Here is a 21,175-nt window from a genome sequence, read left to right on the forward strand (position 1 = left end):
CGCGCCCGCCACGCTGCGCGACCGGGCGACTGCGGCGGTTACGCCGTGGTGCCGTGCACGCGCAGGACCACGCCGCTGGCCGGCCGGGCGGGGACGCGCCGCAGCGAGATCGTGAGGTCCTGCTCCGGGAGGTCGACCTGCAGGCGGGCCAGCCGGACGGCGAGCGCGGCCAGCACCGCCACGGTGACCTGCTCGCCCGGGCAGCGGTGGTTGGTGCGCGGGTCGCCGGCGCCCTGCGGCACGAGCTCGAACGCGCCGATCTCCCGGTCGAGGAAGCGCTCGGGCCGGAACGCGTAGGGGTCGCCCCACAGGTCGGCGTCGTGGTCCTGGCCGTAGAGGTCCAGCAGCACCATCGCGCCGGCCGGGATGCGCTCGCCGTCCCACTCCACCGGGTGCGGCGCCCGCCCGCCGATGAACGGCGCGAACGGGTAGAAGCGCCGCACCTCGTGCGCCCACGCCGTGGCGAACGCGGGGTCGCCCGCGGCCAGCCGCTCCCGGTGGTGCGGCCACCGGGCCAGCGCGTGCCCGGAGAACGCCACGAACCAGCTGATCGCCACGGTCGGCCGGACGACGTTGAGGATCTCCACCGCGGCGACCCGCGGGTCCAGCTGCTCGCCGTCGGCGTCGCGGTGCCGGGCCACCACGGAGACGACCGACCCCTCCGGCACCGAGGCCGCACCGCTGCGCACGTCCTCCACCAGCCGGGCGAGCCACGCCTCGCGCCGTCCCCGTGACCGCCGGGCGCGCCAGTGCCGGGGACCGGCGGTGGCGAACCCGTCGACCAGCGCGGTCAGGTCGCGGGCGACCGCGGCCACCTCGTCGTCGGCCAGGGGGACGCCGGCCCAGTCGCAGACCGCCCGGGTGAGCACCACCCGCGCCTCCTCGAAGAGGACGACCTGCTCCCGGTCCACCCAGCCGGGCACGGCGGCGTCCCACGCGGCGGTGACCCGCTCGACCAGCGCGGAGACACGGGCGTCGTCCATGAGCAGGGCCACGAACATCGCCTTGCGCACGCGGTGCTCGTGCCCGTCGAGGGTGTGCACCGCGCCCTTGCCGAACAGGGTGCCCTGCACCGGCTCGGGGATGGCGTGCGCCCGGCGGACGTGGTCCTCGTCGTAGAGGAAGCGGGCCGCCTCCGGGCCCTCGATGCCGAACGCCGGCAGCCCGCCCAGCCGGGTGGCGACGGTGCGCCGGCCGAGTCGCCGCCGCTGGTCGGGCAGCCAGGCATAGCCCTGGGCGAGAAACCGGACGGTGGAGTCGAGGCGGGGACGGCGCACGAGGGGGACCCTGCCCAGCCGGCGGCCCGCTCCAACCCTCATCCCGGGCGCTGCTGCTGCAGGCGGTCGTCCTCGACGTCGGTCGCGCCGTCCGCCGGTGCCGGACCGCGGGCCGCGCCGCAGTCGGGTGAGCCCAGCCGGCGCAGCAGCGCGGCCACCTCCCCCGTCGCCGACGTGCCCGTCTCCGGGGGCATCGCCTGCTCCACCGTCCGCAGCGCCTCGGCCAGCGCCCGCTCCTCCTCGTTGAGCAGGCCGCGGTAGGCCGGGTCGAGCAGGTAGCCGGTCGGCGGGGTGGACAGGCAGCCGATCAGGTCCAGCAGCACCTCGAGCAGGCGGGCCGCCTCCGCCGGGGGCGCGCCCGCGGGCGACATGGCGACGGTCTCGACGTCCCGCTCCCACAGCCGGGCCCGCGCGGGGTCCTCCCGCAGCGCGAGGACGGTGCCGCTGCGCCGGCGGGGTGTGGCACTGCGGCCCTGGGCGGCGCTGCGCACCTGGTGGGCGATGCGGATCAGGTCGTCGTCCTGCATGGAGGCGCCGACGAACAGGACGTGCCGGGTGAGCAGCAGCGAGTGCAGCACCCCGGCCAGCGCGGCCCGCGAGTCCCCGAACTGCAGGTACTCGTCGCGGGTCAGCACGATGCTCTCCGGGTGCGCGGCGTCCCCGTGCAGCTTGAGCAGCCAGGGCCGGCCGGGCTCGGCCTCGTCGAAGGGCAGCACCGCGAGGTCCCGGCCGATGTCGGCGGCGGCCAGCTCCACCAGCGGGTCGTAGTTGGTGGTGACGAACTCCTGCACGGGCAGGTCGGCGATCAGCGCGTGCGCCAGCGCGTACCGGGCGGGGCCGAACCGCTCCTTGACGAAGGACTCCAGTCGCTCGCGCCCGAGCTCCCGGGCCAGCAGCGCCGCGGCGTCCTGGGCCGGCAGCCGCGCCAGGCCCTGGCGCAGCTCCCCGGTCAGCCCCGAGTGCTCGGCCAGCTCGTCGAGCAACTGCTCCCAGGTGGGCAGGCCGGCCGCCGCGCTCACCCCGGCGCCGACGAACGCGGCCAGCTGGCCCCGGCGGGCCCGCTCCCCGAGGTCCTCCGCCAGTTCCCGCAGGTGCCGCGGCAGGTGCCAGCTGTCCTCCTCGCCGCGGCGGACCCGCTGGGCGGCAGCGAGGTCGCTGGGCCCGTGCAGCACCAGCGCCACGTCGAAGCCGTGCTCCGCGGCGGCCTCCCGCAGCACGGGCAGCAGCTGCTGCAGCAGCGTGCCGCGCCGGCCGGCCGCCGCGCCCCAGCCGGTGCCCAGCGCCGGCAGCGCCACCAGCCGGCGGGCCCGGCCGAGCACCGGTGCGGAGACCTCCCGGTCCGCGACTCCGGCCAGCGCCGCCCGGGCGCCGTCCAGCAGCCACGGCAGCGCGTCGTCGGAGTCCAGCTCCCCGTCGTCGACGGTGTCCACCAGCCACAGCCGCCGCGCGCCGTCGCCGGGCACCTGGAGCACCCGCTCGTCGCCGTCCCACCGCAGGTCCAGGCAGAGACCGGCGTCGTCCTCGCTGAGCACCAGGCCCGGAGGCAGCAGCTCGCGCCAGCCGCTGCTCACCCGCAGGGAGCGGTCGGTCGGCACAAGGACGTCGTCGCAGACCAGCCGGCGGAGGTCCGCCCCCACGACGAAGACGTGTCCACTCACGCAACCGGGGTTGCCCACCCCGGTGCGCGGTAACCGGAACGAGCCCGACCGGCTCGCCCGCCGGTCAGGCGGAGCCGCAGCCCCCGGCGCCGCAGGCGCACCCGGCACACCCCGCCGGCCGGGCGGGGGCCGGCGGCCGGGCGGCGATCGCCCGCAGGTTCAGCGCGCCCACCAGCAGGAACACCCCCAGCAGGCCGACGCCGAGCGCGGCCACCACCGCGGCGCCGTCGGCGGCGCGGCTCCAGGAGGTGGCGACGCCGGTCACGACCAGCAGCGCGGTGACGAGCACGGCCCACACCAGCGCGGCCTGCGCGTTGCGGCGGAGGGCGCCGCCGCGGGCGAGCAGCACCAGCGCCCCGGTGAGCAGCGCGGCCGGCACACCGACCAGCAGCACCCAGCCGGCCACGCCCGTCGACAGCGCGGCCACGACCACGGCCGCCAGCCCGGCGACGGCGACCGCCGCACCGGCACCGCGGCCGCGCCCGGGGGTGCGGGCCGGCAGCAGGCCCCGGACGGCGGCCAGGACCCCGATCGCGCCGAGCAGCAGACGGGCCCCGCCGCCGTCCCAGAACACCGCGACCGCCGCGAGGACCACGAGCGCCAGCCCGCCGGCCAGCCACCACGGCCAGGTCCGGCGCGCCGCCTCCGGGGTCGTCCGCTCCGCTGTCAACACCGATCCGCCGTCCACCACGGGTGCCAGTGTCCCCCACGCCCGCCGGTCCGCCCCCGTGTGACCGGCCACGCCCCCCACACCGCTCCGGCCAGCGGCGCAGCGGGTTCCGTGTCACGCTCCCCTCCGGGGGTCGTGGCGGAAGGAGCCGGGCGATGAGCGGGCGCGGGACGATGGGGTCGGCCGCGGGCGCTGCCGACAGGGCGGGCAGCAGCGACGCCCTCGAGCACCTGGCCCGGGTGGGCCTGATCGCGTACGGGGTCGTGCACGTGCTGCTGGCCTGGCTGGCGCTGCAGCTGGCCTGGGGCGGCGGCGGGCAGGAGGCCTCGCAGTCCGGCGCGATGGCCACCCTCTCCGACTCGCCGGTCGGGAAGCCGCTGCTGTGGGTCATCGCGCTCGGCATGATCGCGTTGGCCGTCTGGCAGGCGGCGGAGGTCCTGCGCTGGCGCGGCGGGCTGTCCGCCTCGGGCGACGCCCGCAAGAAGGCGGTCAAGAAGATCGTCAAGTCGGTCTCGAAGGTCGTCGTCTACCTCGCGCTGGCGGTGCTGGCACTGCGCTTCGCCACCGGCGGCGGGCAGTCCAGCTCCGGACAGCAACAGCAGCAGACCGCCGGTGTCTTCGGCTGGCCCGGCGGCCGGTGGCTGGTCGGCATCGTCGGGCTGGTGGTCGTCGGCGTCGGCTTCTACCACGTCTACAAGGGCCTCTCGAAGCGCTTCCTCAAGCAGATCGACCTCGCCGAGGCCTCGCCGAAGGCGAGGTCGCTGGTCGAGAAGCTGGGCATGATCGGGTTCCCCGCCAAGGGGGTCGCGCTCGCGCTGGTCGGCGCGCTGCTGGTCTACGCCGCGGTCACCTTCGACCCGTCCAAGGCCTCGGGCCTGGACGGCGCGCTGCGGACCATCCTCGAGGCGCCCTTCGGGCAGTGGCTGCTCACGCTGGTCGCGATCGGCATCGCCGCGTTCGGCGCGTTCTGCTTCGTCCGGGCGCGCTACCCCGAGCGCACCTGAGCCGCCGGCTCGGACCCCGGTAGCCGCCGGCTCGGGGTCCGGGGGCGGCCGGCTCAGGTCCGCGGGCCGCCGGCGACGTAGATGACCTGTCCGGAGACGAAGCCGGCGCCCTCGCTGACGAGGAACGACACGGTGTGCGCGATGTCCTCGGGCTGGCCGGCGCGGTTGACCGGGATCGCCGCGGCGCGCTTGGCGACGTAGGGCTCCCACTCCTCACCGATCCGCGCGGCGGTCGCCCGCGTCATCTCGGTGACGATGAACCCCGGCGCGATCGCGTTGGCGGTGACGCCGAACCGGCCGAGCTCGATCGCGAGGGTCTTGGTGAACCCCTGCAGCCCGGCCTTGGCCGTCGCGTAGTTGACCTGGCCGCGGTTGCCCAGCGCCGAGGTGCTGGAGAGGTTGACGATCCGGCCCCACCCGGCGTCCACCATGTGCTTCTGCACCGCCCGGGTCATCAGGAACGAGCCGCGCAGGTGCACGTGCATGACGACGTCCCAGTCGGCGTCGGTCATCTTGAACAGCAGGTTGTCCCGGGTGACACCGGCGTTGTTCACCAGCACGACCGGCGGGCCGAGCTCGGCGGCGATCCGCTCGACGGCGGCCTCCACCTGGGCCGCGTCGCCCACGTCGGCCCCCACAGCCAGCGCCCGCCCGCCCGCGGCCTCGATCGCGGCCACGGTCCCGGCCGCGTCGTCCTCCCGCAGGTCGAGCACCGCCACGGCGAACCCGTCGGCGGCCAGCCGCTGGGCGGTGGCGGCGCCGATGCCGCGGGCGGCACCGGTGACGACGGCGACGCGGGAGGTGGACTCGCTCATGCCGGGGTCTCCTCGGGTGGTCGGGGCTCCTGGCGCATCCTGCCCGGAGCCCCGACCCACGCGCGAGGGATCGGCGGCTACACCCGCTCGAACAGCGCGGCCAGGCCCTGCCCGCCGCCGATGCACATCGTCTCCAGGCCGTACCGGGCGTCGCGGCGGTCCATCTCGCGCAGCAGGGTGGCGAGGATGCGGCCACCGGTCGCGCCGACCGGGTGCCCGAGGGAGATGCCGGAGCCGTTGACGTTGGTGCGCTCCCAGTCGGCGTCGGTGAAGCCCCACTCGCGCGCGACGGCGAGCACCTGGCTGGCGAACGCCTCGTTGAGCTCGATCAGGTCGACGTCGGCGAGCTTGACGTCGGCCAGCGCCAGCGCCTTGGCCGTGGCCGGCACCGGGCCGATGCCCATCGTCTTCGGTGGCACGCCGCCGACGCCCCACGAGACCAGCCTCGCCAGCGGGCGCAGGCCGAGCTCGGCGGCCTTCTCCGGTGAGGTCACCACGCAGATGGCCGCGCCGTCGTTCTGCCCGCTGGCGTTGCCGGCGGTGACGGTGGCGTCGGGGTCGTCCTTGCCGAGGATCGGGCGCAGCTTGGCGAGGGTCTCGACGCTGGAGTCGGGGCGGATGTGCTCGTCGCGGTCGACGACGGTCTCGCCCTTCCGCGACTTCACCGTCACCGGCACGATCTCGTCGGCGAACCGGCCGGCCTCGGTGGCGGCCGCGGCCCGCTGGTGGCTGCGGACGGCGTACTCGTCCTGCTCCTGGCGGCCGATCGAGTACTCGCGCCGCAGGTTCTCCGCGGTCTCCAGCATGCCCCCGGGCACCGGGTGGTTCTGGCCGCCGGCGGTGACCCGGCCGCGGGCCAGCCCGTCGTTGAGCAGCACGCCGGGACCGGCCTTGACCCCCCAGCGCATCGCGGTCGAGTAGAACGGCGCGTTGCTCATCGACTCCGCGCCCCCGGCGAGGACGACGTCGGCGGCGCCGGACTGCACCTGCATCGCCGCGTACACGACCGCCTGCAGGCCCGAGCCGCAGCGCCGGTCGATCTGCAGACCCGAGGCGGTCACCGGCAGGCCGGCGTCCAGGGCGGCGACGCGGCCCAGCGCCGGGGCCTCCATCGTCGGGTAGCAGTGGCCGAGCAGGACGTCGTCCACCGACTCCGGCGGCAGCCCGGTGCGCTCCATGACGGCACGGATGACCGTCGCGGCCAGCTCCTGCACGGGTACGTCGCGGAGTGAGCCGCCGAAGCCGCCCACCGGGGTCCGCAGGGGCTCGCAGATGACCGCATCACGCACGGGGTCCTCCTCGTCAGTCCACGTCAGCGGCCCTCAGTGTCCTCTCCTCGGCCGTCCGCCGGGGCGGCGGCCTCCGCACATGCCGACGGCGGCCGGCCCCTCGCCGCTGCGAGGGACCGGCCGCCGCGTGCGCGTGCGGGGTCAGGGCACGGTCAGCCGGCCAACTGGGCCGCGAACTCCCCCTCGAACGCCTCCTGGACGACGGTGGCGCCGCCGGGGACGTCGGCCGGCCGGAGGATGTAGCTCTGGGTGCTGGGCGACACCCCCAGCTCGAAGCCCGTGATCGGCACGATGAGGCCGCCCGTGTCGACCTCCTCCAGCTCGTTGAACGCGGTGAGCACGCCCTCGCGGGTCAGGTCGCCGCTCTCGCAGGCCGCGTCGAGCACCTCGTTCATCGCCGTGGCCATGCCCAGGCCGAGCAGCGCCCCGAGGCTGGGGTTGGTCGCCTCCGGGTAGGCGGCCTGGTACTGCTCGAGCTCGGCGGGGTGCTGGTCCCACGCGGAGATCGGCGAGGCGACGTAGAGGTTGTCCTTGAGCGCCTGCGCGGCCGGCCCCTGCAGCAGACCGGGGGCGAAGACCGGGTTGCTGCCGAGGATCGGCACGTTGAGGCCCTGCGCCGCGGCCACCGCCGCCGCGGACGCGGTCTGCGCCGGTGCGACGGTCAGCGCGATGGCGTCGACCCCTGCCGCCGCGAACTGGGTGATCTGGGCGGTCATGTCCTGGTCGGTGGCCTTGATCTGCGCCGGGATGATCGTCAGGTTGCGCGCCTCGGCCACCGCCTCGCTGCCGGCCAGGCCGTTCTCCCCGTACTCGCCCTCGAAGTAGATGTGCCCGACGGTGGCGCCGTCCTGGAGCAGGCCCTGCTCGAAGAGGTAGTCGTACCCGTTGGCGATCTCCACGTCGTAGGTGGCGCCCATGACGCCGGTGCCGGGGATCTCGGTGAGCGTCCGGCCCCACGCGGACGGGAAGTTCACGATCTGGTCGGCCTCGTACTCCGGGGCCAGCGCGGTGTTGATCGGCGAGCCGATCGTCTGCTGCATCGCCAGGATGCCGTCCTTCATCCCGCTGTAGAGCTGGACGCCGTTCTGGGGGACGTAGCCGGTGTCCTGGACGTCCAGCTCGACGTCGTAGGTGTCGCAGACCTGGTGGTCCTGCCAGTACAGCGTGTTGGCGTTGGTGATGTCGGTGCCGAGCGCCGCGAAGACGCCGGTCAGGTCAGTGAGGACGCCGAGCCGGATCGTGGTGCCCTCGATCCCGATGTCGGTCGCGACGTCCCCCGCCTCGCCGCCGCCGCCACCGCTCCCGCTGTCCGGTGCCTTCGTGCTGCAGCCGGCGGCGGTCACGACCACGGCGGCGGCCAGGACCGCCGCCCCGCGAACGTTCTTCCCTGCTCTCATGTGGTGCTGCTCCCTCGTGCCGGTGGATCGGATGGGGCGGGGCTGGTGGGACTGCCGTCCGGGCCCGGTGACGGGCCCCGACGTTCTCCGCCGCCGGGATCGCGGCCCCGGCGGCGGAAGCGATGGGCGATCCCGGCGAGGCCGGCCGGCTCGAAGATGACGACGAGGATGATCGCGGCGCCGTAGAGGTAGCGGGCCGCGAGGCTGGCCGACAGCCCGCCCTCGCCGGCGCCGCTCACCAGGGGCAGGACGTCGGCGTACTGCTGGAACGCCAGCGGCAGCGCGGTGACGAACAGGGCGCCCAGCACCGCGCCGCCCACCGAGCCCAGCCCGCCCAGGACGATCATGGCGAGGTACTGGATCGAGACGACCAGCGTGAACGACTCGGGCGCGATGCTGCCGATCGACAGCGCGTACATGACGCCGGCCAGCCCGCCGTACATGGAGCTCACCAGGAAGACCCGGGCCTTGTACGCCTGGACGTTGACGCCCATCACCGAGGCGGCGACCTCGCTGTCCCGCAGCGTCTGCAGCGCGCGGCCCGGCCGGCTGCGCAGCAGGTTGCGGGCGAACACGTACGCGGCCAGCGCCAGGACCAGGCCGAGGTACCAGAGCCGCTCGGCCTCGCGGAACGGGACGCCGAGGACGAACAGCAGCGGGTCGGAGTTGCCGAAGGTGAACCCGAACAGCGAGAACTCCGGCGCCGAGCGGCCGTTGAACCCCCCGGTCACCGGCGTCCAGGTGTTGAGCAGGTGGGTGCCGATGAAGACCAGCCCCAGCGAGGCGACGCCGAGGTAGATGCCCCGGAGCCGGGCCGCGATCGGGCTGAACAGCAGCCCGGCGAGACCGGCCAGGAGCACGCCGACGACCATGCCGATGATCGGCGGCAGCCCGAGCCCCTGCAGCCCGGCCCGGGTGCCCAGGCCGCCGGACTCCCCGGAGACGTAGACGTAGCTGACCGCCCCGATCGCGAGGAAGAAGGCGTGCGCGAGCGACAGCTGCCCGGTGGTGCCGACGAGCAGGTTGAGCCCGATCGCCCCGACCGCCGCCCCGAACACCGCGAAGCCGGTGCGCAGCCAGAACTCCTCCACGTACAGCGGGAGGACCAGCAGGACCACCAGGCCGGCGGCCAGCAGGAGCGGCCGCAGCAGCGAGCGTCGCCGGGCGGCGGGCGGGCCGGCGGCGTCGCGGCCCGCCCTGCCCCGCACGGCCGGGATCGTCTGCTCAGACACGGGTCAGCTCCTTCGTGCCGAAGAGCCCCGACGGCCGGACCAGCAGGACGGCGATCATCACGACGTAGGGCACGACCTCACCGAACCCGCGGCCCAGGAAGAGCAGCTGGTCCTGGTAGCCCGCGGCGAAGGACTCGGCGAGCCCGATCAGCAGCCCGCCCACCAGCGCGCCACCGGTCGAGTCCAGTCCCCCGAGGATCGCCGCCGGGAAGGCCCGCAGGGCCACGGTGTAGGCGGCCGCGCTGACGCCGGGGGTCGGGGCGCCGACCAGGAACAGCGCGGCGACCGCGGCGAGGACGCCGGCGACGACCCAGGCCAGCGCGGACACCCGCCCCTGCCGGATGCCCATGAGGGCCGCCGCCTCGCCGTCCTCGGCCGAGGCGCGCATCGCCACGCCCCAGCTGGAGTACTTGTTCGCCACGAAGAACACGACGATCAGCAGCCCGGCGACGACCATCGCGATGAGCCGGTTCTGGCTGATGCCGATCCCGAGGATCCGGACCGACTCCCCGCCCCACGGGTGCGGCACGTTGAGGATGTCGGGGCCGATCCGCCGGATGAGCTCGGTCAGCAGGATGATCTCGACGCCGATGGTGACGATCGCCAGGCTGATGACCGGCGCGCCCCGGAGCTGGTTGATGACCAGCCGCTCGATGATCAGCGCGGCCAGCGCGGTCACCACGATCCCGGTCAGGACGGCGAGCGAGAAGCCGAGCGGACCGGACAGCCGCGCCATCGTGTAGGCGCCCAGCAGCAGCAGCGACCCCTGCGTGAAGCTGACGACCTCGCTGGCCTTGAAGATGATCACGAAGCCGAGCGCGATCAACGCGTAGATGGCGCCCAGCGAGATGCCGTTGAGCAACAGGGACAGGAACTGGTTCACGGCTGGCTCCCCGGGGCCTCGGTGGACTGGCGGGCGACCGCGTCGGAGGGGCTGTCCTCGTCGCCGGAGCCCAGGTACGCGCGGATGACCTCCGGGTCGGACTGCACCTCGGCGGGGGTGCCGTCGGCGATGCGGCGCCCGAAGTCGAGCACCGTGACCCGGTCGGCCAGCGACATGACCATCCCCATGTCATGCTCGACGAGGACCACCGAGATGCCCAGCGCCGAGCGGATCTCCCGGATGGCCTCGCCCATCCGGGCGGTCTCCTCCGCGTTCATGCCGGCGACCGGCTCGTCGAGCAGGAGCAGGCGCGGCTCGATGCACAGCGCCCGGGCGACCTCCACCCGCTTCTGGTCGCCGTAGGACAGCACGCCCACCGGGGTGTGCAGCTTGCTGCCGAGGTCGAGGAACTCGGCGATCTCGCGGATCCGCTCCCCGTGCCGCCGGCCCTCGCGCGTGGCCCGCGGCAGCCGCAGCCCCGAGGAGAGGAACCCGGCCTTGGTGAGGTGGTGGCGGCCCAGCATGAGGTTCTCGGCGACGGTCTGGGCGCCGGAGAGGGCGATGTTCTGGAAGGCCCGGGCCACGCCGACGCCGGCGATCTGGAACGGCCGCATCAGGTCCAACCGCGCGTCCCCGAACCGGACCTCGCCCTCGGCGGCCTTGTAGACCCCCGACAGCACGTTGAACAGCGTCGACTTGCCGGCCCCGTTCGGGCCGATGATCGCGTGGATCGCCCCCGGGGCGACGGTGAAGGACACGTCGTTGAGCGCCCGGATCGCGCCGAAGCGGACGCTGACGTGGGAGACCTCCACCGGCGGGACGTCGGACCGCGTCTGTGTCTCGTCGGTGCCCGCCGCGGTCACGCGGTCCACCGGGAGAGGGTGCGGCGGGGGGCCCGCTCGGGCCGCGGTCCCGTCTCGGCGCTGCCGTGGCCCAGGTAGAGCCGCTGCACCTCGTCGGTCCGGGCGAGGTCCGCCGCGGCCCCGGAGAGGGAGACCCGGCCGACGTCGAGCACGTAGGCCCGATCGGCCACACCGAGGGCCATCGTGGCGTTCTGCTCGACCAGCAGCACCGCCGTCCCCTGCCGGTTGATCTCGGCGACGACCTCGCCGATCTGGCCGATGATCCGGGGCGCCAGACCCAGCGAGGGCTCGTCGAGCAGCAGCAGCTTCGGGCTGGCCATGAGCGCCCGGCCGATGGCGAGCATCTGCTGCTCCCCGCCGGAGAGCAGGCCGGCCCGCTGGGAGCTGCGCTCGCGCAGCACCGGGAACAGGTCGTGCACCCGGGCGTGCGCCGCGGCCTTGGCGGCGCGGTCCCGGTTGCCCATCCCCCCGGCGCGGAGGTTCTCCTCGACGGTGAGCCGGCCGAAGATCCGCCGTCCCTCCGGGACCTGGACGATCCCGCGGCGCACGATCTGCGCGGCGTCCCGGTGGGTGACGTCGGCGTCGTCGAAGCGCACCGTGCCCTCGTCGACCCGGCCGCGGTGCAGCCGCAGGGTGCCCGAGATGGTGCGCAGCAGCGTGCTCTTGCCGGCGCCGTTGCTGCCCAGGACCGCGACGACGGCCCCGTCGGGCACCTCCATGGAGATCCCGCGGACCGCCTGGACGGCGCCGCCGTACGTGACCCGGAGGGAGTCGATGGTCAGCATCGGAGCGCGGGCTCCCCGACGGTCGTCGGCATGCCGCAGTGTGATCTGGAGCACATGGCCGGTCACTGTAGGGGGACCGCGGGCGGAAAGCGCACACATCACGCCCGGCGTGGCCGTCAGGTGACCTGTGTCCCCCGACCGGAGGACGAGAGCACGGGAGAGGGGCCGCTCAGGCGGCGCTGCCGGCCCCCGGCTGGACCTGCTCGACGGCCAGCAGCTCCCACAGACCGGTGATCTGCAGGGGGCGGATGACCGCCCGGCCGGAGGCGAGCACCCGCAGCCGGACGCCGTCCTCCTCGCCCCGTCGGTGGGCACCGGCCAGCACGCACAGGCCGGCGGAGTCGAGGAAGGTCACCGCGTCGAGGTCGACGACGATCTCGCCGGCGCCGGCGGCGAAGGCGTCGTCGACGGCGTCCCGGAGCGCGGGCGCGGTGGAGGAGTCGACCTCACCGCTGACGGCGAGGCGGACGGAGGTCGCGGACCGGGCGACGTCGATGGTGACGAGGTCGCCGGTCGGAGGGAGGGAGGTAGCGGTCACGGTTACGCCTCTCGCGGGAGAGCGAACCCGTACGGAGAACCCCGGGAGGATCAGCCGGGGTGCGGCGCGGAGTCCGGCACTGGGCCACGGCTGACTGTTGAACCGCTCCACTGACCGTAGGGACCACGACGCCCAGAAGCAAGACCGTGCCGCAGGCGGGCGATCACCGGCGGTGCCGGTGCCGGGGATACTGGACGTCGTGTCGAGGCGGTTGATGGTCTGGGGCGGGGTCTGGGCGGTCGTCACGGTGGCGGCCTTCCTCCTCCTGGATCCGGTGCTCGCCGCCTTCATCGCCATCCTCGGCCTGTGCGGCTGGGTGGTCGCGCTGCTGTCCGCGGACTGGGACAGCCACCCCACCTTCGAGGAGCGCGAACTGGCGCGCGCCCGCCGCCGCGCGGCCCAGCGGGAGAAGAACGCCGACGCGCGCGCCCGCGACCGCGCCCGGTGGGAGGCCCACCAGCAGCGGAAGGCCGGCCGCTCCTCCCGCTGAGCCGGCTCGCGTCGACGGCTCCGTAATCCGCTCGACGGCCCCTGCGTCCCCGTCCTACCGTCCTCCGCATGCGGTCCTGACCTCGCCCCGAGCGACACGCACCGCGGGTCGAGCCACCGGCTCCCCGCCGTCCGCCCGCCGTCCGCGGGCACCCTCCCCCTGCAGCCGGCTGCCGCCTGCCCGGTGGCGGCCCCGCCCTCCTCCGGAGGTCTGCCTTGTCACGCCCGCACCGACCCCTCGACGGCGCGGCGGCCACCGCCCGCGCCCAGCTCCCGGAGACCGAGGCCGCCGCGTTCGACCGCCTCGCCTCCGCCGTCCTCGCCCTGCCGGGCGCCGCACTCGGGGCCACCCTCCGCGCCCAGCTGCCCGGCCCGGCCGGCATCCGCTGGCTGCACCAGGAGGGGCTGCCCCCGACCGCCCGGGCCGCCGGCCTCACCGCCGGGCAGTGGCTGTCCCTGTACCGCTGCTGGGCCGGCACCCGGCACGCGCCGGCCGCCGGCGCGCCGGCCGTGCGCGGTGGGGGCCGGCCGTCGTCCGCGCACGGTCACGCACCCGGGGCGATGGCCGTCCCGCGCTGGGGCTCCTGAAGGACCCCTTGCCCCCACCGCTCGCAGGCTCGCGGTGGGACCCTGCAAGCGGGCCGCTAGGGTCGCTGCGGTCAGGGTGCGACGCCGTCCTCCGCGGCCAGTTCCCCGGCGCGGTCGGGCTCCGCGAACGCCTCGGCCAGCGCCTGCCGCAGCGGCCACGCGCCGGCCCGCCACGCCAGCGCCCGGCCCAGCGCGGCCGGCGTCCCGTCCACGTGGTCGACCTCCGCCCCCGGCCACCACGGCACCGCCCGGCCGCCGACCCGCAACGGCTCGTGGACGGCGACCACGCCGTCCAGACCGCCCGGCCCGCCGAGGCCGAGTCGGGCCGCGGCCAGCGCGGCCCCCGGCACGTCCGCCCAGGCCAGCCGGCGCACCGGGGTGCTCTCCACCGCCGCGCGCACCACCTCACCGGCCAGCGGGAGGTCCAGCAGGTCGGCCACGGCCCCCGGCGCGCCGCCGGCCGGGACCAGCGCCCCGTCGACCAGCGGCTGCAGCCAGGGCGCGTCCAGCACGACGGCGTCGCCGGCCGGCACGACCCGGTCCGGCGCCACGCGCACCTGGTCCGGCGGGTCGACGTCCACGCCGTCCAGCGCCTGCGCCAGGCGGGCGTGGACGGTGCGCAGCACCGCGGCGGGCACCGTCCGCCGCGGGTCGCCGAGCCGGTCGAGGAGGTCGAGAGCGCCGTCGACGTCGGCGAGCACGTCGGCCACGGTCGCCGGCGGTCGCAGCAGGTCCAGCACGGCCGCGTCGGCCTGTGCGGGTTCGTACAGTCCCTGCAACTCCGTGCTGCCCGGGTGCCGCACCCGGTCCGGACGCCGCCCGTCGAGCACGGGGTGGGTGGACAGCCACCAGCGCAGGTACCCGGGCACCGCGACCCCGTCGAGCACGACGTCGGCCCAGGCCGCGGCCGGCAGCGCGGCCAGCAGCCGCAGCGCCCGGGGCCAGTCGGCGACCAGCTCCAGGTCGCGGACGGCGGTCACCGGCGGCCACGACGGCAGCGGCGCCTCGGCCGGGAGCCGGTCCAGAGCGGCGTCGGCCCAGTCCCGGGCGCCGTCGACGTCGAGGTCGTCGGGGTCCTCGGCGGAGACGAGCGCGAAGCCGTCCAGCACGCCGACCGCCCGCAGGACGGCGGGGTCGGCGCTTCCGGAGGGGGCGAGCGCACCCAGGGCACCGGGCTCCAGGACGGCGGCGAACGGCGAGCCGGGCAGCACCAGCTCCCCCGCCGGCGCCCACCCGCCGTCGGCGTCGGGCAGGGCGAGCTCGGCCAGCCACGGCAGCTCCCCCGGCGCGGTGCCGGCCGCCGCGACCAGCGCCAGCACCGCGGTGGCGAACGCGGCCGGGTCGGCGTCGGTGTCCCACCCCTCCTCCACCGCGTCCACCGACGCCTCGACCGCGGCGCGCACCTCCGGGTCGGCGAGCACGCCCGCGGCCGTCGCGGGCCGGGCGCCCAGCCGTTCCAGCAGCCGCCGGGCGGTCGCCGGGGCCACCGCGTCCGGGTCGGCGACCCGCAGGCCGAGCGGGCCCAGCTGCGCCACCGGCAGCCCGGCATCGGGCAGGAGCACCCCCGCCGGACCGTGCGCGGTGCGGCCGTCGGCGAGCGGCACCGGCAGGGCGGCCAGCTCCTCGCGCTCGGCGCCGTCCAGCGCGACGTACAGCTGCGCCCACCACGCGGCCGGCCGCCCGACGCCGCGGGCCGCCTCCACCGCCTCCGCCGTCCCGACCCGCCGCACGCCCAGGGCCGCCAGCGCCGGGGCGTCGGTGCGGCGCGACCAGGCGGCCGGCAGCAGCCCCGGGACGACGTCGGCGAGCGCGGCCACCCGGGCGTCGGTCGCCTCGGTCAGCACCGCGGCGCGGTCGGGCGGCTGCCGGTCGCGCTCCCGCCCGGCCACCGGCAGCCACGCGACCGACCGCAGCCGGTCGAGGACCGCGGTGCCCAGGGCGGCGTCCAGCTCGGCGCCGGCCAGCCCGACGCGGGGCACCAGCGCGAGCACCGCGGCGTCCGGCGGCAGGCCGGCGAGCAGCTCGGCGTAGGCGTCGGCGGCGGCGTCGACGAGGGCGTCGGTGACCGGCCCGGGGAGCACGTGCCGCCGGTCGGGGCCCAGCGGGAAGGGGGCGATCAGCCGGGCGGGGAGGGTGAGCGGCTCGTCGCTGGGCGTGGGCCCGTGCACCCGCTGCGGCAGGGGCAGCGGCACCGGCCGGCCGTCGCCGTCCACCGGCACCGCCCAGGTGACCGTGTAGCCGCGGCGGCCGCGCTCCTCCACCGGCCGGTCGGCGAGCAGCTCCGCCGGGAGCTCGCCCGACCACCGCACCAGCCGCCAGGTCGTCGTCGCACCGCCGTCGGCGAGGTCGACCTCGGTGCCGCGGTCGGTCAGGGCGAGGGCGCGGGTCGCGCCGTCGACGACGACGTCGACGGCCGCCAGGCCGGGCAGGGCGAGGAGCAGGTCCGGGCCGAGCTCGTCCAGGGCGGTGCGGACGGCGGCCCGCGACCCGGCCCGCAGCGGCAGCACCACCTCGGTGGCGAAGCCCTCCGGCGGGGCGCCGTCCGCCGGCCAGGGCAGCCGCAGCACCGGCACCCCGCCCTCGCGGCGGGCCACCTCCTCGGCCAGCGCGGGGAGCCCGGCCACCTCGGCCCGGGTGCGGGCGGCGCTGAACGCGACCCCGCCGGACGTCGAGTGCACCCGCGGCTCGTCGGACACGGCCAGCACGGCGGCGAAGCCCACCCCGAAGTGACCGACGGTCACCGGCTCGTCCCGCTTGGCCGAGGCCCGCAGAGACGCCAGCCCGGCCACCCCGGCGGCGTCCAGCGGCGCCCCGGTGTTCGCCGCCCGCAGCACCTCCCCGCCCGCGCCGTCGTCGGCGAGCTCCAGCCGCAGCCGGCCGGGGACGCCGGCCCGCAGCGCGGCGTCGGCGGCGTTCTGGGCGAGCTCGACGACCAGCCGGTCGCGGTAGCCGCCCCGGACGAGGTCCTCCTCGGCGTTGGCGTCCTCGCGGAAGCGGGCCGGGGCGTCGGTCCAGGCGGCGAGCACCCGCCGCCGGAGCCCGGCGGTGGCGAAGGGGTCGGACACGCCGGTCAGCATGGCAGCGGGGCATGGGACCGGCCCGGAACCGGGTACGGAGCGACCGTGAGCGAGATCGACGTCTCCCGGTACCGGCTGCAGGCCCTCCCCGACGACGACACCGACGAGGACTGGGACGACGACGGCCTGCTGTTCGGCCCCGACGGCAAGCTCGTCGAGACCTGGCGCGAGGGCTACCCCTACGCCGAGCGGCTGCCGCGGCGGGAGTACGAGCAGGAGAAGCGCCGGCTGCAGATCCAGCTGCTGCGGCTGCAGGGCTGGGTGAAGGACACCGGCCAGCAGGTGGTCGTCCTGTTCGAGGGCCGCGACGCGGCCGGCAAGGGCGGCACGATCAAGCGGTTCACCGAGCACCTCAACCCCCGCGGCGCCACGGTGGTCGCGCTCGACAAGCCCTCGGAGCGCGAGCAGACGCAGTGGTACTTCCAGCGCTACGTGCAGCACCTCCCGGCCGCCGGCGAGATCGTGCTGTTCGACCGCTCCTGGTACAACCGCGCCGGAGTCGAGCGGGTCATGGGCTACTGCACCGACGAGCAGTACCAGCGGTTCATGCGCCAGGCCCCGGAGTTCGAGCGGATGCTGGTCGACAGCGGCATCCACCTGGTCAAGTTCTGGTTCTCGGTGTCCCGGCGCGAGCAGCGCACCCGGTTCATCGTGCGGCGCATCGACCCGGTGCGGCAGTGGAAGCTCTCCCCCACCGACCTGGCCTCCCTCGACCGGTGGGACGACTACACGTCGGCCAAGGAGGCGATGTTCGCCGTCACCGACACCGACCACGCACCGTGGACGGTCATCAAGAGCAACGACAAGAAGAGGGCCCGGCTCGAGGCGCTGCGGTACGTGCTGTACGCCCTGCCCTACGAGGGGAAGGACGAGTCCGTGGTGGGCCGGCCGGACCCGAACATCGTCGTGGCCGCGGCCGACGTCCTGGAGTCCGACCGCGAGGCCCTGGAGCGCGAGGACCTCGCGCCCGCGCCCTGAGGAGGAGCGCGACGAGAGCCGGGGTCGGGACGACGACGGGGCCGCCGCCGGAGAGGAGTCCGGCGACGGCCCCGTCAGGGGGTGTCGGTCAGCCCTGACCGACGAGGTCCCCGCTGGTGCCGGAGTAGTCCCAGTCCATCTGCGACTCCCAGCCCTTGGTGGCCGTGGAGTAGGAGGCCATCTCGCCGGACTCGGCGATGAACGGGTCCTCCGGACCGCTGGTGGTGGCCTGCGGGTGGAGCATGAGCGGCCGCTCCAGGTCGGTGTTCCACGCGGCGCTCATCAGGTTGGCCCGGGTCAGGCCGCCCTCCATCTCCGCGGCGTCCTCGAGGTTCGCGACGAGCAGCTGGGCCCAGCCGTAGCCGTCGAGGGCGTTGCCGAACCGGGCGAGGTCCTGCTGGCCGGCGGCCTCCATGTCGGCCAGGTACTCCTGCATGGCGGGGTCGGAGTCCCAGCGGGTGTCGGACGGGTCCTTGCGGAACAGCGGGGCGACGACGCCCTCACCGGCCGGGTCGGACGGCGTGATCCACTGCGCGGCGCCGTTGGCCGAGGAGTTGAGCACGATCAGGCCCTCGTAGCCGGCCCGCGCCAGGCCGGTGATGAAGCCGGGGGCGTAGTTGGGCAGCGCCTCGAGCACGATCGCGTCGGGCTGGCCGGCGACGGCGGCGGAGATCTGCGCGTCGATGTTCGTCGAGCCGGCCGGGATGGTCTGGTCCGGCTGCACGGTCAGCCCGGCGTCCTCGGCCAGGCGCGGGAGCGCGGCGTGGAAGTCCTCGCTCAGCGCGTCCGAGCCCTTGATCTCGGCGACCGAGCCACCGGGGACCTGCTCGGCGATGTAGTCGACGATCGCCTTCGCCTCCACCGGCGCCGGCGGGATGCCGTTGACGGTCCACTCGTGCTCCGACGGGTTGGTGAACGCCGGGCCGGTGGTGATCGTCCACAGCTGCGGCACGCAGGCGGCCTCGTAGATCGGCTGCGTCGCGCTGATCTGAGGGGTACCGACCTGGGCCAGGTTGGCGAACACCGGGTCCTCGCCGACGAAGGACTGCGCGTTGGACACCGCCCGAGCGGCGTCGTACGCGTCGTCCTTGGCGACCAGCTCCAGCTGGTGGCCGTCGATGCCGCCGGCCTTGTTCACCTTGTCGAAGTAGGCGGTGATGCCGGCGACGTTGGCCGCGCCGCCGGAGGCCAGCGGGCCGCTGAGCGGCTGGCTGGTGCCTATGCGGATCGGCTCGCCGTCGGCGAGCTCGGTCGTCGCGTCCTCGGGGCAGGCAGCGGTGTCCACGACGAACTGGCCCTCGGCGTTGGTCTCCCCACCGCCGCCGCCGCCGGCGTTGCCCTCGCTGCGGCTGTCGCCGCAGGCGGCCAGGCCGAGCAGCAGCAGGCCGGCACTGGCCACCGCCATCGAACGGGACCTTCTCGTCATCGAGTTCTCTCCTCCTGGCTGGCGCCACGGGCGGGGGTGAGGCCCCGGGCGGGCTGCCCGGGGTCGTGGGACGGGTCGTGCTCGCCGGCGGGCGACAGGTGCCCGCCGATGGCCGGGGTGGGGCCGGCCAGTCCTCCGTCGGGCGCGCCCGGCGTGGTGTCGCTGCCGGGCTGCCGCCGTCCGGTCGCCGTCCGGGGGACGGCCACCCCCGGGACGGCGACCGCGGCCGCCTCCGGCGGGACGATGACGAGGTACCGGGTGCGCAGCCGGGTGAGCAGCGGCACGAGCCCGGACGGGACGAAGTAGATGAAGACGATGAGGACCACGCCGTAGATCACGTTGGCGAACAGGCCCGGCTGGTCGGTGAGGCTGCGCAGCAGCGGGATCTGCCCGGCCCACTCGGCGGTGTAGTACGGCAGGAAGACCATCGCCAGGCCGCCGAGCCAGGCGCCGGAGACCGTCGCGGCACCGCCGAGCACCATCGCGGTGATGAACAGCAGCGTGATGGTGAACCCGACCGTGGTGGGGCTGACGATCGGCGTGGTGAGCAGGTAGAGCGAGCCGCCGAGCGCGCCGAACAGCGCGCTGACGGCGAACGCCACCGTCTTCACCTCCGCGGGCCAGACCCCGGAGATCGCCGCGGCCGTGCCGTTGTCCCGCAGCGCCACCATGGCCCGGCCGATCCGGCTGCGGACCAGCCCGGTGGCCAGCCAGAACAGCACGCCGGCGACGGCGGCCATGACGAGGAACATCCAGCCGCGGTCGGAGACGTCCAGGCCGAACCAGCCGGGCTTGTCCCAGCCGATCCGCACCGGCTTGCCCGCGACGCCGCCGGTGCCCAGCGCGATGCCGACCGGCTGGCTGACCACCACCGGGAAGGCGACGCCGACGGCGAGGGTGATGACCGCGAGGTAGAGCCCGTGCAGCCGCAGCGCCGGCACGCCGACGACGAAGCCCAGCGCCAGGCCGAGCAGGGCGGCCACCGGCACCGTCGCCGCCCAGGCCCAGCCGTGGTCGGTCACCAGGATCGCCGTCGTGTAGGCGCCGATGCCGAAGAAGGCACCGTGGCCGAGGGAGACCTGGCCGGTGAAGCCGGTGACCAGGTTCAGCCCCAGCACCGCCACCGCGTAGGCGATGACCAGGCTGAACTGGCCGATCCGGAAGTCGCCGGCCAGCAGCGGCAGCGCCAGGACGACCAGCACGGCCAGCAGCAGGCCGGCGCCCTGCCAGATCCGGTGGGCCCGTGAGCCCTCGAGGACGACGCGCGACGAACTCACACCCGCTCCAGGGTCTTGGTCCCGAACAGCCCCTGCGGCCGGACGAGGAGGACGACGAGGACCACCAGCAGCGCGATGACCAGGCTCAGGTCGCCCTCGATGACGGTGAACAGGCCCGGCACGAACGCCATGACCAGGCCGAGCACGAGCCCGCCGACCGCCGCGCCCGGGACGCTGTCGAACCCGCCCAGGGTGGCCGCGGCCAGGCCGAAGATGAGGATCGCGCCCATCGAGTTGAAGTCGAGCGCGCCGGCGGTCTCGGCGACCAGCGCGGCGGCCAGGGTGCCCAGCGCCGCCGCGATCCCCCAGCCGAACATGTACATCCGCCCGACCGGGATGCCCATGACCTCCGCGGCCTCGCGGTTGGCCGCCACCGCCCGGTAGCCCAGGCCCAGCTTGGTCTTCTCCAGCAGCAGCCAGAGGCCGAGCAGGAGGACCACCAGGACGGCGAGCACGCCGATCGACACGTGGGTGATGAAGAACGGCGGGGCGCCGCCGATGACGTCGACCTTGTCCTCGATGCCGCCGGGGAACGGCCGCGGCGGGGCCACCGGCGTCGTCCCCCAGATGATGGCCACGCCGGCGTTGATGATGAGGAACAGGGCCAGCGTCGCGAGGATGACGGGGAAGATGCCCCGGCGCTCCAGCGGCCGGATCAGCCCCCGCTCCAGGCCCGCGCCGACGCCGAACGAGAGCACCAGCGCCAGCGCGATCGCCACCCACACGTTGACCCCGTGCCGGGTGAGCTCGAAGACGGCGAAGGCGCCGAGGGTGGCCATCTCGCCCTGGGCCAGGTTGATGTGGCTGGTCGTCTTGTAGACCAGCACGATCGCCAGGGCCACCAGCGCGTAGAGGGCGCCGTTGGTCAGCCCGCCGGTGAGCAGGGTGAGCAGGTAGGACGGGTTGTCGATGTTCGGTGACACGTCGGG

The 21,175-nt window shown here is 75.4% G+C and carries 19 protein-coding genes; 4 read left to right on the forward strand and 15 right to left on the reverse strand.

From position 1 onward, the window contains the following. Positions 1–38: 38 nt before the first annotated feature. From ACI784_RS16475 to ACI784_RS16485, 3 genes are all read right to left on the reverse strand, one after another. Complete coding sequence (locus ACI784_RS16475; RefSeq protein WP_456924404.1) at positions 39–1,277, reverse strand: cytochrome P450; 1,239 nt, start codon at positions 1,275–1,277, stop codon at positions 39–41. A 38-nt stretch (positions 1,278–1,315) separates the two neighbouring features. Next, the gene (locus ACI784_RS16480; RefSeq protein WP_456924403.1) at positions 1,316–2,935 is read right to left on the reverse strand and encodes an SIR2 family protein; all 1,620 of its coding nucleotides are present in this window, start codon (positions 2,933–2,935) and stop codon (positions 1,316–1,318) included. A 64-nt stretch (positions 2,936–2,999) separates the two neighbouring features. Then, on the reverse strand, positions 3,000–3,626 hold the full coding sequence (locus ACI784_RS16485; protein ID WP_457014174.1) for a hypothetical protein: 627 nt from the start codon (positions 3,624–3,626) through the stop codon (positions 3,000–3,002). Positions 3,627–3,760: 134 nt separating this feature from the next. On the opposite strand from ACI784_RS16485, the gene ACI784_RS16490 reads away from it, so the two are divergent. Beyond that, the gene (locus tag ACI784_RS16490; protein WP_456924401.1) at positions 3,761–4,609 is read left to right on the forward strand and encodes a DUF1206 domain-containing protein; all 849 of its coding nucleotides are present in this window, start codon (positions 3,761–3,763) and stop codon (positions 4,607–4,609) included. 53 nt (positions 4,610–4,662) lie between these two features. Here ACI784_RS16490 and fabG read toward each other — a convergent pair whose 3' ends face one another. From fabG to ACI784_RS16530, 8 genes are all read right to left on the reverse strand, one after another. Continuing rightward, positions 4,663–5,424: a 3-oxoacyl-ACP reductase FabG gene (gene fabG / locus ACI784_RS16495; protein WP_456924400.1), complete on the reverse strand. Its 762-nt coding sequence runs from the start codon at positions 5,422–5,424 to the stop codon at positions 4,663–4,665. A 77-nt stretch (positions 5,425–5,501) separates the two neighbouring features. Continuing rightward, entirely contained in the window at positions 5,502–6,713 is a 1,212-nt protein-coding gene (locus ACI784_RS16500) for an acetyl-CoA C-acetyltransferase (RefSeq protein ID WP_457014175.1), read from the reverse strand. Between the two features lie 152 nt (positions 6,714–6,865). Continuing rightward, positions 6,866–8,110, reverse strand: coding sequence for an ABC transporter substrate-binding protein (locus tag ACI784_RS16505; RefSeq protein ID WP_456924398.1), 1,245 nt, complete (start codon positions 8,108–8,110; stop codon positions 6,866–6,868). After that, positions 8,107–9,342: a branched-chain amino acid ABC transporter permease gene (locus ACI784_RS16510; RefSeq protein WP_457014176.1), complete on the reverse strand. Its 1,236-nt coding sequence runs from the start codon at positions 9,340–9,342 to the stop codon at positions 8,107–8,109. Before ACI784_RS16510 ends, ACI784_RS16505 begins: the two co-directional genes overlap by 4 nt. After that, positions 9,335–10,225, reverse strand: coding sequence for a branched-chain amino acid ABC transporter permease (locus tag ACI784_RS16515; RefSeq protein WP_457014177.1), 891 nt, complete (start codon positions 10,223–10,225; stop codon positions 9,335–9,337). Before ACI784_RS16515 ends, ACI784_RS16510 begins: the two co-directional genes overlap by 8 nt. Then, positions 10,222–11,097, reverse strand: a complete 876-nt coding sequence (locus ACI784_RS16520) for an ABC transporter ATP-binding protein (RefSeq protein WP_457014178.1) — start codon at positions 11,095–11,097, stop codon at positions 10,222–10,224. Before ACI784_RS16520 ends, ACI784_RS16515 begins: the two co-directional genes overlap by 4 nt. After that, on the reverse strand, positions 11,085–11,873 hold the full coding sequence (locus tag ACI784_RS16525) for an ABC transporter ATP-binding protein (RefSeq protein ID WP_456924394.1): 789 nt from the start codon (positions 11,871–11,873) through the stop codon (positions 11,085–11,087). Before ACI784_RS16525 ends, ACI784_RS16520 begins: the two co-directional genes overlap by 13 nt. Positions 11,874–12,042: 169 nt before the next feature. Beyond that, a complete protein-coding gene (locus ACI784_RS16530) occupies positions 12,043–12,411 on the reverse strand; it encodes an STAS domain-containing protein (protein WP_456924393.1) in 369 nt (122 codons plus the stop codon). A gap of 199 nt (positions 12,412–12,610) precedes the next feature. Between ACI784_RS16530 and ACI784_RS16535 the strand changes: the two genes are divergently transcribed. Further along, positions 12,611–12,901: a hypothetical protein gene (locus ACI784_RS16535; protein WP_457014179.1), complete on the forward strand. Its 291-nt coding sequence runs from the start codon at positions 12,611–12,613 to the stop codon at positions 12,899–12,901. A gap of 215 nt (positions 12,902–13,116) precedes the next feature. After that, positions 13,117–13,488: a hypothetical protein gene (locus tag ACI784_RS16540; RefSeq protein WP_456924391.1), complete on the forward strand. Its 372-nt coding sequence runs from the start codon at positions 13,117–13,119 to the stop codon at positions 13,486–13,488. A 71-nt stretch (positions 13,489–13,559) separates the two neighbouring features. On the opposite strand, the gene ACI784_RS16545 is transcribed toward ACI784_RS16540, so the two are convergent. Beyond that, a complete protein-coding gene (locus ACI784_RS16545) occupies positions 13,560–16,553 on the reverse strand; it encodes a sacsin N-terminal ATP-binding-like domain-containing protein (protein ID WP_457014180.1) in 2,994 nt (997 codons plus the stop codon). 57 nt (positions 16,554–16,610) lie between these two features. Between ACI784_RS16545 and ppk2 the strand changes: the two genes are divergently transcribed. Beyond that, positions 16,611–17,543: a polyphosphate kinase 2 gene (gene ppk2 / locus ACI784_RS16550; protein WP_456924389.1), complete on the forward strand. Its 933-nt coding sequence runs from the start codon at positions 16,611–16,613 to the stop codon at positions 17,541–17,543. 88 nt (positions 17,544–17,631) lie between these two features. Here ppk2 and ACI784_RS16555 read toward each other — a convergent pair whose 3' ends face one another. From ACI784_RS16555 to ACI784_RS16565, 3 genes are read right to left on the reverse strand one after another with little or no spacing between them, the layout of a single operon-like run. After that, a complete protein-coding gene (locus tag ACI784_RS16555; RefSeq protein WP_457014181.1) occupies positions 17,632–18,948 on the reverse strand; it encodes an ABC transporter substrate-binding protein in 1,317 nt (438 codons plus the stop codon). A 17-nt stretch (positions 18,949–18,965) separates the two neighbouring features. Next, the gene (locus ACI784_RS16560; protein ID WP_457014182.1) at positions 18,966–20,246 is read right to left on the reverse strand and encodes a branched-chain amino acid ABC transporter permease; all 1,281 of its coding nucleotides are present in this window, start codon (positions 20,244–20,246) and stop codon (positions 18,966–18,968) included. Further along, complete coding sequence (locus ACI784_RS16565; protein ID WP_456924386.1) at positions 20,243–21,169, reverse strand: branched-chain amino acid ABC transporter permease; 927 nt, start codon at positions 21,167–21,169, stop codon at positions 20,243–20,245. Before ACI784_RS16565 ends, ACI784_RS16560 begins: the two co-directional genes overlap by 4 nt. Between the last annotated feature and the right edge of the window lie 6 nt (positions 21,170–21,175).

It is taken from the genome of Geodermatophilus sp. SYSU D01186, assembly GCF_054050215.1.